This window comes from Microbacterium sp. (genome assembly GCF_044340635.1).
Classification (GTDB): Bacteria; Actinomycetota; Actinomycetes; order Actinomycetales; family Microbacteriaceae; genus Microbacterium.
On record NZ_JBIITF010000002.1, the window covers coordinates 215149 to 228264 of the forward strand.

General features: G+C 68.1%; 11 protein-coding genes. All 11 read right to left on the minus strand.

Annotation, left to right across the window (positions count from 1 at the left end):
- Positions 1-25: 25 nt before the first annotated feature.
- Entirely contained in the window at positions 26-1492 is a 1467-nt protein-coding gene (locus ACIQ0W_RS02815; protein ID WP_396641346.1) for a glutamate synthase subunit beta, read from the minus strand.
- Positions 1485-6059, minus strand: coding sequence for a glutamate synthase large subunit (gene gltB, locus ACIQ0W_RS02820; protein ID WP_396641347.1), 4575 nt, complete (start codon positions 6057-6059; stop codon positions 1485-1487). Before gltB ends, ACIQ0W_RS02815 begins: the two co-directional genes overlap by 8 nt.
- A gap of 65 nt (positions 6060-6124) precedes the next feature.
- Positions 6125-7123 carry a prolipoprotein diacylglyceryl transferase gene (gene lgt / locus ACIQ0W_RS02825; protein ID WP_304686926.1) on the minus strand — a complete coding sequence of 333 codons (999 nt, stop codon included), beginning with the start codon at positions 7121-7123 and terminating at the stop codon, positions 6125-6127.
- A gap of 143 nt (positions 7124-7266) precedes the next feature.
- Entirely contained in the window at positions 7267-8064 is a 798-nt protein-coding gene (gene trpA / locus ACIQ0W_RS02830) for a tryptophan synthase subunit alpha (protein WP_396641348.1), read from the minus strand.
- A complete protein-coding gene (trpB, locus tag ACIQ0W_RS02835; RefSeq protein WP_396641349.1) occupies positions 8061-9332 on the minus strand; it encodes a tryptophan synthase subunit beta in 1272 nt (423 codons plus the stop codon). The genes trpA and trpB overlap by 4 nt, the downstream gene beginning before the upstream one ends.
- Positions 9329-10105 (minus strand): indole-3-glycerol phosphate synthase TrpC, encoded by a 777-nt coding sequence (trpC, locus tag ACIQ0W_RS02840; protein WP_396641350.1) that lies wholly within the window; start codon positions 10103-10105, stop codon positions 9329-9331. The genes trpB and trpC overlap by 4 nt, the downstream gene beginning before the upstream one ends.
- Positions 10106-10107: 2 nt before the next feature.
- Complete coding sequence (locus ACIQ0W_RS02845; RefSeq protein WP_036296238.1) at positions 10108-10338, minus strand: DUF6704 family protein; 231 nt, start codon at positions 10336-10338, stop codon at positions 10108-10110.
- A 77-nt stretch (positions 10339-10415) separates the two neighbouring features.
- Positions 10416-11063, minus strand: coding sequence for a Trp biosynthesis-associated membrane protein (locus tag ACIQ0W_RS02850; RefSeq protein WP_396641351.1), 648 nt, complete (start codon positions 11061-11063; stop codon positions 10416-10418).
- Positions 11060-11476, minus strand: a complete 417-nt coding sequence (gene hisI / locus ACIQ0W_RS02855; RefSeq protein WP_396641352.1) for a phosphoribosyl-AMP cyclohydrolase — start codon at positions 11474-11476, stop codon at positions 11060-11062. Before hisI ends, ACIQ0W_RS02850 begins: the two co-directional genes overlap by 4 nt.
- Entirely contained in the window at positions 11473-12237 is a 765-nt protein-coding gene (gene hisF / locus ACIQ0W_RS02860; protein ID WP_396641353.1) for an imidazole glycerol phosphate synthase subunit HisF, read from the minus strand. Before hisF ends, hisI begins: the two co-directional genes overlap by 4 nt.
- A gap of 4 nt (positions 12238-12241) precedes the next feature.
- Entirely contained in the window at positions 12242-13084 is an 843-nt protein-coding gene (gene hisG, locus ACIQ0W_RS02865) for an ATP phosphoribosyltransferase (RefSeq protein ID WP_396641354.1), read from the minus strand.
- Positions 13085-13116 lie beyond the last annotated feature (32 nt).

The window sequence follows — 13116 nt, forward strand, 5'->3', positions numbered from 1 at the left end:
CCGGTAACACAGTCCGGGGGTCAGCCTACGCGGGCTGCAGTCCGATCGCGATGTCGGTGGGATGCACGGGGAATGGCAGTTCGGTTGACCCCATCAGGTAGGCGTCCACACGAGCGGCTGCGGCACGGCCCTCCGCGATGGCCCACACGATCAGGGACTGGCCACGACCGGCGTCGCCGGCGACGAAGACGCCCGGAGCGGTGGTCTGATAGTCCCCGTCGCGTTCGACGTTGCCCCGGTTGGTGAAGCGCGCGCCCAGCTGGTCCGCGAGCTCGTTCTGCTCGGGGCCGGTGAAGCCGAGGGCGATCAGAACCAAGTCCGCGGGGATCTCGCGCTCCGTGCCGCTCTTGGGCACGCGACGTCCGTCCACGTACTCGGTCTCCGCGACCCGGAGCGCCCGCACCTCGCCGGCGTCGTTCGAGAGGAACTCGACGGTCGACGCGAGATACATGCGCTCACCGCCCTCTTCGTGGGCCGACGAGATCTCGAAGAGCGTGGGAGCCATCGGCCACGGTTGGTGCTCGGTGCGAGCCGTGGGCGGCTGGATGCCGATCGCGAGGTTCGTGACGCTGAGCGCTCCCTGCCGGTGCGCCGTGCCGATGCAGTCGGCGCCGGTGTCGCCGCCGCCGATGACGATGACGTGCTTGCCCTCGGCCGAGATCTGGTGCGGCACGGCGTCGCCTGCGACGACCCGATTGGACTCGATCAAGTACTCCATCGCGAAGTGGATTCCCGCGTGATCACGACCGGGGATCGCCAGGTCTCGCGGCACGGTCGAGCCGGTCGCGACCACGACGGCGTCGTAGCGCGCGCGCAGATCGTTCCACGAGATGTCGACGCCGATCTCGACGCCGGCACGGAAACGGGTGCCCTCGTCCTGCATCTGACGGAGGCGCATCTCGATGTGGCGCTTCTCCATCTTGAAGTCCGGGATGCCGTAGCGCAGCAGACCGCCGATGCGATCATCCCGCTCGTACACGGCGACCGTGTGTCCGGCGCGCGTGAGCTGCTGAGCGGCCGCGAGGCCCGCGGGGCCGGAACCCACGACAGCGACCGTCTTGCCGGTCAGGCGTCCGGGGGGCTCGGGCTCGACCCATCCGTTCGAGAACGCCTGATCGATGATGCCGACCTCGACCTGCTTGATCGTCACCGCGGGTTGGTTGATGCCCAGCACGCATGCGCTCTCACACGGCGCGGGGCACAGGCGACCCGTGAACTCGGGGAAGTTGTTGGTCGCGTGCAGCCGCTCGATCGCGTCGCGTCCCTCACCCCGCCAGAGCAGGTCGTTCCACTCGGGGATCAGGTTGCCGAGCGGGCATCCCTTGTGACAGAACGGGATGCCGCAATCCATGCAGCGGCCGGCCTGGCGACGCAGTACGGCCTTGTCTCCCGGCTCGTACACCTCTTTCCAGTCCATGATGCGCACGGGTACGGGACGACGGGGCGCGAGTTCGCGCTCCGTGACTTTCAGGAAACCCTTCGGGTCAGCCACCGGTCACCTCCAGGATGCGAGTCCAGACGACGTCGCCGTCGGGGTCGAGCCCCTCCGCAACCGCCGCCTGACGGGTCTCGAGCACCGCCGCGTAGTCGCGCGGAAGAACCCGCGTGAAGCGCGTGCCGGCGTCGTCGAAGTTTTCGAGCAGGTCGGCCGCGAGGGACGAATCCGTCTCGGCGACATGCAGCTTCAGCAGGTCGCGCAGGATCTCGACATCGCCCGAACCCAGCTCGAGCAATTCGAGCTCGCCGGATGCGAGCGCCTCGCGGTTCACGAGGGTGCGGTCGAGGTCGTAGACGTAGGCGGTACCGCCCGACATCCCGGCTCCGAGGTTGCGTCCCGTCGCCCCGAGGATCACCGCGAGACCGCCCGTCATGTATTCGAGCGCGTGGTCGCCCACGCCCTCGACGACGGCGGTCGCGCCCGAGTTACGGACGAAGAAGCGCTCTCCCACGACGCCACGCAGGAACATGCTGCCCTGCGTCGCGCCGTATCCGATCACGTTGCCGGCGATCACGTTCTGCGATGCGTCGAACGAGGCGCCGCGAGGCGGACGGATGACGATCTGCCCACCCGAGAGGCCCTTGCCGACATAGTCGTTCGAGTCGCCCTCGAGACGCAGCGTGATGCCCGCGGGCATGAAGGCGCCGAAGGACTGGCCCGCCGAGCCACGCAGGTTCACCACGATCGAGCCGGACGGCAGTCCGTTCTCGCCGTGCGCCAGCGTCACGCGGTTGCCGAGCATCGTGCCTACGGCGCGCGCCGTGTTGCGGATCGGCAGGTCGATCTCGACCTGACCGCCGTGCGCGATGACATCCTGCGCGCGCTCGATCAGCTGCACATCGAAGTGCTCGTCGAGCTCGTGCTCCTGCTCGCGCGCGTTGCGGCGCGGCTCGTCCTCCGCGAACGGCGGGCCCACCAGGATCGGCGACAGGTCCAGCCCGCTCGCCTTCCAGTGCTCCACGGCGCCGTCGACATCCAGCAACTCGTGGTGTCCGACGGCCTCGTCGATGGAGCGGAAGCCGAGTTCGGCCAGGATCTCGCGGACCTCCTCGGCGATGAACTCCATGAAGTTCACGACGAACTCCGGCTTGCCCGTGAATCGCGCGCGCAGGACGGGGTTCTGCGTCGCCACCCCGACGGGACAGGTGTCGAGGTGGCAGACGCGCATCATGACGCAACCCTCGACCACCAGGGCAGCCGTCGCGAAGCCGAATTCCTCCGCGCCGAGAAGCGCGCCGATGATGACGTCGCGCCCGGTCTTGAGCTGTCCGTCGACCTGAACGACGACGCGGTCGCGCATGCCGTTGAGCATCAGCGTCTGCTGCGTCTCCGCCAGCCCGAGCTCCCACGGCGTTCCGGCGTGCTTGAGCGAGTTGAGCGGGCTGGCGCCCGTTCCCCCGTCGTGACCGGATACGAGGATCACATCGGACAGCGCCTTCGCGACACCCGCAGCGACCGCCCCGATGCCCGACTGGCTGACGAGCTTGGTGTGGATGCGCGCCTTCGGGTTCGCGCGCTTGAGGTCGAAGATCAACTGCTTCAGGTCTTCGATCGAATAGATGTCGTGGTGCGGAGGTGGCGAGATCAGGCCGACACCCGCGGTCGCGTGGCGTGTGCGCGCGATCCACGGGTACACCTTCGTCGGCGGCAGCTGACCGCCCTCGCCGGGCTTGGCGCCCTGCGCGAGCTTGATCTGGATGTCTTCGGCGTGCGTGAGGTACATGCTCGTCACGCCGAAGCGGCCCGACGCGACCTGCTTGATCGCACTGCGCCGCTCGGGGTCGAGCAGGCGGTCGAGGTCTTCGCCGCCCTCCCCCGTGTTCGATCGTCCACCGATCCGGTTCATCGCGATCGCAAGCGTCTCGTGCGCCTCTTTGGAGATCGAGCCGTAGCTCATCGCGCCGGTCTGGAAGCGCTTCATGATCGAAGAGATGGGCTCCACCTCGTCGATCGGCACGGCGGGACGCACGCCCTTGCGCAGACGGAACATGCCGCGCAGCGTCTTCAGCTCCAAAGCCTGGTCGTCGACCAGCTTGGTGTACTCGCGGAACAGGTCGTAGCGGCGCGAACGGGTCGCGTGCTGCAACTTGAAGACGGTGTCGGGGTTGAAGAGGTGCGGTGAGCCATCCCGCCTCCACTGGTACTCCCCACCCGTCCAGAGGCGCTCGTGCGCGTGCACCGCGGCGTCCTCGGGGTACGCGTACGCGTGACGGGAAGCGTTCTCCGTCGCGATGACATCGATGCCGACACCGCCGAGCTTCGTCTCGGTGCCCGTGAAATAGGCGTCGACGAAGGACTGCGAGAGTCCGACGGCCTCGAAGACCTGCGCGCCGGCATACGACGAGACGGTCGAGATGCCCATCTTGGACATGATCTTGAGAACACCCTTGCCGAGGGCGTAGATCAGGTTCTTGACGGCCTTCTCGGGTGTGATGTTCGAGATGAACCCGGCGCGAACCAGGTACTCCACGGTCTCCATCGCCAGGTACGGGTTGACGGCGGATGCGCCGTACCCGATCAGCGTCGCGACGTGGTGAACCTCGCGCACATCGCCGGCCTCGACCACCAGGCCGACCTTCATGCGCGTCTCTTTGCGGATGAGGTGGTGGTGGATCGCGGCGACCATGAGCAGCGATGGGATCGGCGCGAGGTCCTTGTTGGAGTCGCGGTCGGACAGCACGATGAACTCCGCGCCGTCCTCGATCGCCTGGTCGACCTCGGTGCACATCTGCGTGATGCGCTTCTCGAGGCCCTTGCGTCCGGCCTCGACCCGGTAGAGGCCGCGGATCGTGACGGACGAGCGCCCGGGCAGTGCGGTGTCGACGTGCTGGATCTTCGCCAGTTCGTCGTTGTCGATCACCGGGAAGTCGAGCGTGACCGTGCGCGCGTGGTCCGGTCCCCACGTCAGGAGGTTCGGCTCGGGGCCGAGGCCGATGCGCAGACTCGTCACGACTTCTTCGCGGATGGAGTCCAGCGGCGGGTTCGTCACCTGTGCGAATTGCTGCACGAAGTAGTCGAAGAGCAGGCGTGGACGCTCGCTCAGCACGGCGATGGGGGTATCGGATCCCATCGCGCCGAGTGGCTCGGTGCCGTTCTGACCCATGGGCGTGAGAAGGATCCGCACCTCTTCTTCGGTGTACCCGAAGGTGCGCTGACGACGAGTGATCGAGGCGATCGGATGCACGATGTGTTCGCGCTCGGGAAGGTCGGACAGACGCACGGTGCCGCGGTCGAGCCATTCCTGCCACGGGTGGAGCTCGGCGAGCTGCTCCTTGACCTCTTCTTCTTCGATGATCCGGCCCGCGGCCGTGTCGACGAGGAACATGCGGCCGGGACGCAGACGCCCACGGCGCTTGATGCGCTCCGGCTCGAAGTCGAGCACGCCGGTTTCGCTGCCGATGACGATGAGGCCGTCGGTCGTCTCGGTCCAGCGTCCCGGACGCAGCCCGTTGCGGTCGAGCGTGGCCCCGACGAGCGTGCCGTCGGTGAAGATCAGGGCTGCCGGACCATCCCACGGCTCCATCTGCATGGAGTGGTAGTCGTAGAACGCCCGCAGCTTCGGGTCGATGTCGGCCTGCTTCTCGTAGGCCTCGGGCACCATCATCATGACCGCGTGGGGCAGACTGCGGCCGGTGAGGGTGAGCAGCTCGAGCACCTCGTCGAAGGACGCGGAGTCGGATGCGCCGACCGTGCAGATCGGCAGCAGCGGTTTGATGTCGCCGAGCAACTCGGACTCGAGCTGCGACTGGCGGGCACGCATCCAGTTGCGGTTGCCGTTCACGGTGTTGATCTCGCCGTTGTGCGCAAGCATGCGCAGCGGCTGCGCGAGCGGCCACGAGGGGAACGTGTTCGTGGAGTAGCGGGAGTGCACGACGGCGAGCTCGGACGCGAAGCGCTCGTCCTGCAGGTCGGGATAGAACGGCTCGAGCTGGAGCGTGGTGACCATGCCCTTGTAGCCGAGCGTGCGCGCCGAGAGCGAGACGAAGTACGCGCCGAGCTCGTGACGGGCGCGCTTGCGCAGGCGGTACACGCGGCGGTCCAGATCGATGCCGGAGAGAGCCGGGGCACTGCCCACGGCCGGACGCGAGAGGAAGAGCTGCTCGAACGCCGGGCGCGCAGCGTGGGCGAGCTTGCCGAGGTGCTGCTCGTCGGTGGGAACCTCGCGCCAGCCCAGCACGACGAGGTTCTCGCTTGCCGCGATCTCGGCGATGCCGTCCTTGAGCTTCGTCCGCTCGTCCTCGTCGAGGGGCAGGAAAGCCATCCCGACGGCGTACTCGCCCATGGGCGGCAGGTCGAACTCGACGACCGCGCGGAGGAATTCGTCGGGGATCTGCGTCAGGATGCCGGCACCGTCGCCGGTACCCGCATCGGAGCCGATGGCCCCGCGGTGCTCGAGGTTTCGAAGCGCCGTCAGCGCCTGCGCGACGATGTCGTGCCCGGGCGTGCCTCGGAGCGTGGCAACCATCGCCAGACCACAGGCATCCTTCTCGAATGCCGGGTTGTACATCCCCTGCTTTGCGGGGAATGAAGCGTTGTCGCCGTAGTTCGGGCTCACGGCCATGTCAACCGTCCTCACTGGTGGATCTCATGGGACGACGTCGGCCCGGAAGTAATACTTCGTGGCGGTTACTTTGTGGCGACTGTGCTTGTGGCCGTTGCCCCGCCAGGTTCGTTCGCGGGCGGCTCGCTCACGTCCACGAACTCAGTGGTGTCCTGCGATTGTACCCCAGCGGCTTCGCCCGGCTCCGCTGCGGCAGGGCCGCGCCCGGGCATGTACGGGCTCGGCTCCTTGCCGGTGTGGCGGCGCTTCTGGATGACCATGATCGCGATGCCGACGATCACACCGAAGATAGCCGCCCAGACGTTGGTGCGCAGGCCCAGGATGATCTCACTGGGATCGATGCGGATGGACTCCCAGACGATGCGGCCCGCGCTGTACCAGATCAGGTACAGACCGAAGAGGCGGCCCCACTGCAGCTGGAACTTACGCCCCACCCAGAGAAGGACGAAGACCCCCGCGACGTTCCAGATCACTTCGTAGAGGAAGGTGGGATGGAAGAGCGTGTCGGGCGCGAGGCCCGGGGGGAAGGCCGCGTTGTCGGGATCGATCTCCAGTCCCCACGGAACGTCGGTCGGTAGACCGAACAGCTCACTGTTGAACCAGTTGCCGAACCGACCCATCGCCTGGGCGAGCAGCAGACCCGGGGCCAGGGCATCCGCGTAGGTCCAGAATCGAATCCCGCTCCAGCGGCAACCCAGCCACGCACCGATCGCGCCACCGATCAGGGCACCGTAGATCGCGATGCCGCCCTCCCAGATGTAGAACACGGCTAGGGGGTCGGTACCTTCGCCGAAATAGAACCCGGGATGCGTGAGCACGTGATAGATCCGCGCGACGATGATGCCGAGCACCACGGCCGGGAGCGTCACGTCGAGCACGACCCACGGCTCGGCGCCTCGCTTCGTGAGGCGGTGGTTGGTCATGATCGCGGCCACGATGATGCCGGCGATGATGCACAGCGCGTAGAAGTAGATCCGCAGAGGGCCGAGCTGAATGAAGCTGATCGACGGGCTCGGGATGCTCGCGAAGACACTCGCGTGCACGCTCAGGGCGAAAGAAGGCATGAGCGGAAGTCTAGATCAGCGAGGCGACGCACCCGAGTCGAGCCGGGTCCCGCGGGGCGCACGAGGACAGGCGAACGCACCAGCACGGGCAGAAACCCGCTGCATCAGCCTGTTCTCGTGCGTTCGCCTGTGTCGGTGTTCGCCTACGCGGTCTGGGGGCGCGGCGTACCCGCGGAGAGGGCGCGGACGACCTCTCGCAGGCCCTCCACGCCGCCGTCGCGCAGCGCGCGCACGAGCGCCGTACCGACGATCGCGCCGTCCGCGTACTCGATGACGCCTGTGACCTGATCCGGCGTCGAGATCCCGATGCCGACGCACGCGTGCTTCGCTCCGTGTTCGCGCAGGCGCGCGACCAGCGTCCGAGCAGCGGCATCCAATTCGGTGCGCTCGCCCGTGATGCCCATCGTCGAGACCGTGTAGACGAACCCCGTCGAGTTCGCGACCACGAGACTGAGGCGCTCGTCGGTCGAGGTCGGTGCAGCGAGGAAGATGCGGTCAAGGCCCGTGCGGGTGCTCGCGGCAATCCACTCCCCCGCGGCTTCCGGCGTGATGTCCGGCGTGATGATGCCCGCCCCGCCTGCGGCGAGCAGGTCGTCGGCATATCGATCGACGCCGTACTGCCAGATCGGGTTCCAGTACGACATGACGAGCACCGGGATGTCGATGCGCTCGGTGATCGCACGGATTGCCGGGAACAGATCCTTCAAGCGGAATCCGGCCGCCAGGGCCGCCTGGGTCGCCTCCTGGATGACGACCCCGTCCATGACCGGATCGCTGTAGGGCGGGCCGAGCTCGATGATGTCGACACCGTTCTCGGCCAGCGCTACCGCCGCCTCGATACTCGTCTCGATGTCGGGGAAGCCGACCGGCAGGTATCCGATGAGCACCCCGCGGCCCTCGGCGTGGGCGCGCGAGATCGCCTCTTCGACGCGCGAGGTCACAGCTGGATTCCCTCGCCCGAGGCGGCCTCATCGGGACCGATGACGTCTTCCGGGATAACCGGGGCCACCGCATCCGCGTCGTACAGCTCGAAGTAACGCGCCGCCGTGTCCATGTCTTTGTCGCCCCGCCCGGAGAGGCAGATGGCGATGATGCCGTCGGGTCCGAGTTCCTGGCCGATCCGCAGCGCCCCCGCGAGGGCGTGTGCGGACTCGATGGCGGGAATGATGCCCTCGGTCCGGCTCAGCAGGCGCAGAGCCTGCATGGCTTCGTCATCCGTCGCCGGGATGTACTCCGCGCGTCCGATCGCCGACAGCCAGGCGTGCTCGGGACCGACGCCCGGGTAATCGAGGCCGGCGGAGATCGAGTGCGACTCGGTCGTCTGTCCGTCTTCGTCCATCAGAACGAAGGTCTTCGCACCGTGCAGGATGCCGGGGCGTCCGCGTTCGATGGATGCCGCATGGAACGGAGTGTCGACGCCGTCACCGGCCGCCTCGACGCCGTACAGGCGCACGTCGGTGTCGTCGAGGAACGCGTCGAACATGCCGATCGCATTCGAACCGCCGCCGACGCATGCGATGACGGCGTCGGGCAGACGCCCGAGCTCTTCGAGCAGCTGGGCGCGTGCCTCGTCGCCGATGACCTTCTGGAAGTCCCGCACCATGGCGGGGAACGGGTGCGGACCCGCTGCCGTGCCGAAGATGTAGTTGGTCGTCTCGACGCTCGAGACCCAGTCGCGGTAGGCCTCGTTGATCGCGTCCTTCAGGGTGCGCGAGCCTGTCGTGACGGGGATGACCTCGGCACCGAGCAGACGCATCCGTGCGACGTTCAAGGCCTGGCGCTCGGTGTCGACCTCACCCATGTAGATCGTGCACTCGAAACCGAACAGCGCTGCGGCGGTCGCGGTCGCGACACCGTGCTGACCGGCGCCGGTCTCGGCGATCACGCGCGTCTTGCCGAGACGCTGCGTGAGCAGGGCCTGACCGAGCACGTTGTTGATCTTGTGCGACCCGGTGTGGTTGAGATCTTCACGTTTGAGGAAGACGCGGGCGCCGCCGGCGTGCTCGGCGAAACGCGGCACCTCGGTGATGATCGAGGGACGGCCGGCGTAGGTCGCCAGGAGGCGGTGGAACTCGCGCGTGAACTCCGGATCCGCCATCGCGGATTCGTAGACCGCCGTGAGCTCGTCGATCGCGGCGATGAGCGACTCGGGCATGAAACGCCCGCCGAACTCGCCGAAGAACGGCCCCGTGGCCGCGCGCAGGCTCACGCCGGCACCGCCAGGAAGTCGCGGAGGGTGGCGACTGGATCGCCCGTCACGAGCGCCTCGCCGACGAGCACGACATCCGCGCCGTCCTTGCGATAGTGCGCGACGTCCTCCGGACGCAGCACCGCCGATTCCGCGATCTTGATCGCGTCGGCGGGGATGTGCTCGGCCAGGCGACCGAAAAGGTCGCGGTCGAGTTCGAACGTCGTCAGGTCACGTGCGTTGACACCCACGAGGCGTGCTCCGATCTCGCTTGCGCGGCGGACCTCGTCGAGATCGTGCGTCTCGACGAGGGGGGTCATGCCCAGTTCGCGAACGAGCTCATGCAGCGTCGCGAGGGTGGGCTGGTCGAGTGCGGCGGCGATCAGCAGAACGAGGTCGGCGCCCGCGGCGCGTGCTTCGAAAACCTGATAGGCCGTTGCGATGAAGTCCTTGCGCAGGACGGGGAGAGAGACGGCGCCGCGTACCGCTTCCAGGTCGGCGAGGCTTCCCTTGAAGCGGCGTCCCTCGGTCAGAACGCTGATCGCCGATGCGCCGCCCTGCTCGTAGAGGCTCGCCTGTAATGCAGGATCGGGGATGTCGGCGAGGTCGCCGCGGGACGGACTGGCCCGCTTGACCTCGGCGATGATCCGTACGGCGGCGGTCGGAGCGAGGGCCGCGAGAGCATCGATCGCGGGGGCGGCGGCGAGGGCCTTGCGCTCGAGGTCGGCGAGGGGAAGCTCGGCCTCACGAGCGCGCGCATCTTCGACGGCGCCGGACGTGAGGTCGGCGAGCATGCTCAATGTGCTTTCGGGGCGGACTTGGCGCCGCCGACTCCGTAACCGGCGCGCTTCATCACCCAGCCGACGAGCAGGCCGACGAGCAGGAGAACGGCCGAGGCCCAGACGACCCAGGGAACGTCGATGACGAACGCGACGGTGCCGATCGTGACCGCGACCAGCATGATCACCACTGCTGTCCAGGCGGCCGGAGAGTGTCCGTGACCGGGCTCGTCGATGTCGTGGCTCATGAGGGCTCCTTCGGTGGAATGCGCACCCCAGTCTATCGGGAGCGCGCGGGGTGCTGAGCCCGACGAACGGTGCGGGATCAGCGCGTCGGGTCGGATCCGTGGCTGAGGTCGTCCCACGAATCGATGGCGTCGAGCGGCTCGGCGGGTGTCGAGGGTGAACCCGCTCCGGACGCTGTGGGGTCGCTGACCTGCATCGCCGCGCCGGGGCTTCGGGTCGGCGAGTCCGTCCGGTAGCGCCGGCCCGTGCGGCGCCAGGTGTGTGCGGTGGCGACGGCGAAGAGTCCGATCAGCAGGAGGGCGACGGAGAGCACGAGCGCGATGACGGGCCACGGCGTCGTCTCGACACGTCGGACCAGAGCGGCGACGGCATCCGCTCCGGCGATTCCCGTCGCCTCGGTCACCGTCGGGGCGATGGCGTTCGCGGTGTCACCCGTCGAGGGTGCCCACAGCAGCACGACGAGCGCGACGCCGAGCAGGACCGCGAGGATCGCGGAGGCGTACGACATGAAGCGACCCGCGATGGAGGTCGCCGCGGCCAACGCGAGCGCGGCCAGCGCGAGGGGCGCGAGCACCGGCATGGCGGCCGATCCGCTGACCTCGAGCGGTGTGTCCGGGCTCTCGCGCAACACGACGACGAACCACGTCTGAGTCGACGCGATGAGCAGCAGTGCGCCGGTCGCGAGCAGCAGCAGCACCGTGATGAAGCGCGCCCGACGAACGGTCACGCGCCGGCCGTCCCGGACCCCACAGGCGAATCCGACGCGGCCTCGACGGCGACGACCGGTGCCAGGTCGTCCGCATCGAAGCACGTGCGGGTACCGGTGTGACACGCGGGGCCCACCTGCTCGACGCTCAGCAGCACAGCATCGCCGTCGCAGTCGAGGCGGGCACCGCGAACGAGCTGGATGTGCCCCGAGGTGTCGCCCTTGCGCCAATACTCGCGCCGCGAGCGGGACCAGAACGTCACACGGCCGCTCGTCAGCGTGCGGCGGAGCGCTTCGGCATCCATCCATCCGAGCATGAGCACCTCGAGGGTGTCGTGCTGCTGGACGATGGCCGCCACGAGTCCGTCGTCGTTGAACGCGACACGAGCGATACGGTCGTCGACATCGGGTGCGGCTGCGGGTGTGTCGCTCATGTACGGACCTCGATCCCGTCTGCGGCCATGGCCGCCTTCACATCCCCCACGGTCAGCTGCCCGGAGTGGAAGACGCTCGCGGCCAGCACGGCATCGGCCCCGGCGCGGATCGCCGGCGCGAAGTCCACGGCCGAGCCCGCTCCCCCGGACGCGATCACGGGCACGCTCGCGATCTCGCGCATCAGCCCGACCAGTTCGAGGTCGAAGCCTTCCTTCGTGCCATCGGCGTCGATCGAGTTGACGAGCAGTTCGCCCGCACCACGCTCGATCGCCTCGCGTGCCCACTCGAGCGCGTCGAGCGTCGTCTCGGTCCGTCCGCCGTGGGTCGTGACGACGAATCCGGACTGGGTCGCGGCGGAGCGTTTCACATCGAGCGAGAGGACGAGTACCTGAGCTCCGAAGCGGTCGGCGATCTCGTCGAGCAGCGCGGGACGGGCGATCGCGGCCGAGTTGACCCCGATCTTGTCCGCACCGACCGCGAGCAGCCGTGCAACATCCTCGGCGGTGCGCACTCCCCCGCCGACCGTCAGCGGAATGAAGACCTCTTCGGCCGTGCGGCGCACGACGTCGTAGGTCGTCGCGCGTTCATCGACGGTCGCGGTCACGTCGAGGAAGGTGATCTCGTCGGCGCCCTGCGCGAAGTAGAGCCGCGCGAGTTCGACGGGATCGCCCATGTCGCGCAGGTTCTCGAAGTTCACGCCCTTGACGACGCGCCCCGCCGCGACGTCGAGGCACGGGATGACGCGGCAGACCAGAGCCACGGCGTCACAACCTCGCGGCGTGGATGGCGGTGACGAGGATGGCGCGGGCACCGATCGCATAGAGCTCGTCCATGACGCGGTTGACGCCGTGACGAGCAACCATGACGCGGACAGCAACCCATTCGGGGTCTCGCAGCGGCGAGATCGTCGGGGATTCGATGCCGGGAGCGACGGCGGCGGCCCTGTCGAGCAGCGCCGCGGGCAGGTCGTAGTCGACGAGGACGAAACGACGGGCCACCATGACGCCGCGGAGGCGCCGCAGCAGCGTCTCGGTCCCGTCCTTCTGGTCGGGGCCGGCGATGAGGACGGCATCCGACTCGAGGATGACCGGACCGAAGATCTCGAGCCCGGCCTGGCGGAGGGTCGTCCCGGTCGACACGACATCGGCCACCGCATCCGCGACGCCGAGGCGCACGGCCGACTCGACCGCACCATCGAGCGGTACGAGGTCCACGGCCACACCGTGCTCGTCGAGGAACCCGTCCACGAGACCCGGGTACGCGGTCGCGACCCGCATCCCCTCGAGGTCCTTGACCGAGTCGAAGCGTCCGGGAGGGCCGGCGAAGCGGAAGGTCGAGCCGCCGAAACCGAGGGATTCGACTTCCTGAGCCCCCGGCATCCGGGCATCGAGAAGCAGGTCACGACCCGTGATCCCGACGTCGAGGGCGCCGGAACCCACGTAGGTCGCGATGTCCTTCGGACGCAGGTAGAAGAACTCGACGTCGTTCTGCGGGTCGATGACGTGCAGGTCTTTCGGGTCGCGGCGGCCGGTGTAACCGGCCTCCGCGAGCATGTCGGCGGCTGTGTCGGCGAGCGAGCCCTTGTTGGGCACGGCGATTCGCAACATGGTGATGCGGGCTTTCGGTTCGGGGGTGGGAG

What these genes read in the sequence shown, in the direction of transcription:
- gltB (WP_396641347.1), bottom strand. Translation starts at nt 6,059, where the DNA reads ATGGCCGTGAGCCCGAACTACGGCGACAACGCTTCATTCCCCGCAAAG.
- lgt (WP_304686926.1), bottom strand. Translation starts at nt 7,123, where the DNA reads ATGCCTTCTTTCGCCCTGAGCGTGCACGCGAGTGTCTTCGCGAGCATC.
- trpC (WP_396641350.1), bottom strand. Translation starts at nt 10,105, where the DNA reads ATGCTCGCCGACCTCACGTCCGGCGCCGTCGAAGATGCGCGCGCTCGT.
- ACIQ0W_RS02845 (WP_036296238.1), bottom strand. Translation starts at nt 10,338, where the DNA reads ATGAGCCACGACATCGACGAGCCCGGTCACGGACACTCTCCGGCCGCC.
- hisI (WP_396641352.1), bottom strand. Translation starts at nt 11,476, where the DNA reads ATGAGCGACACACCCGCAGCCGCACCCGATGTCGACGACCGTATCGCT.
- hisG (WP_396641354.1), bottom strand. Translation starts at nt 13,084, where the DNA reads ATGTTGCGAATCGCCGTGCCCAACAAGGGCTCGCTCGCCGACACAGCC.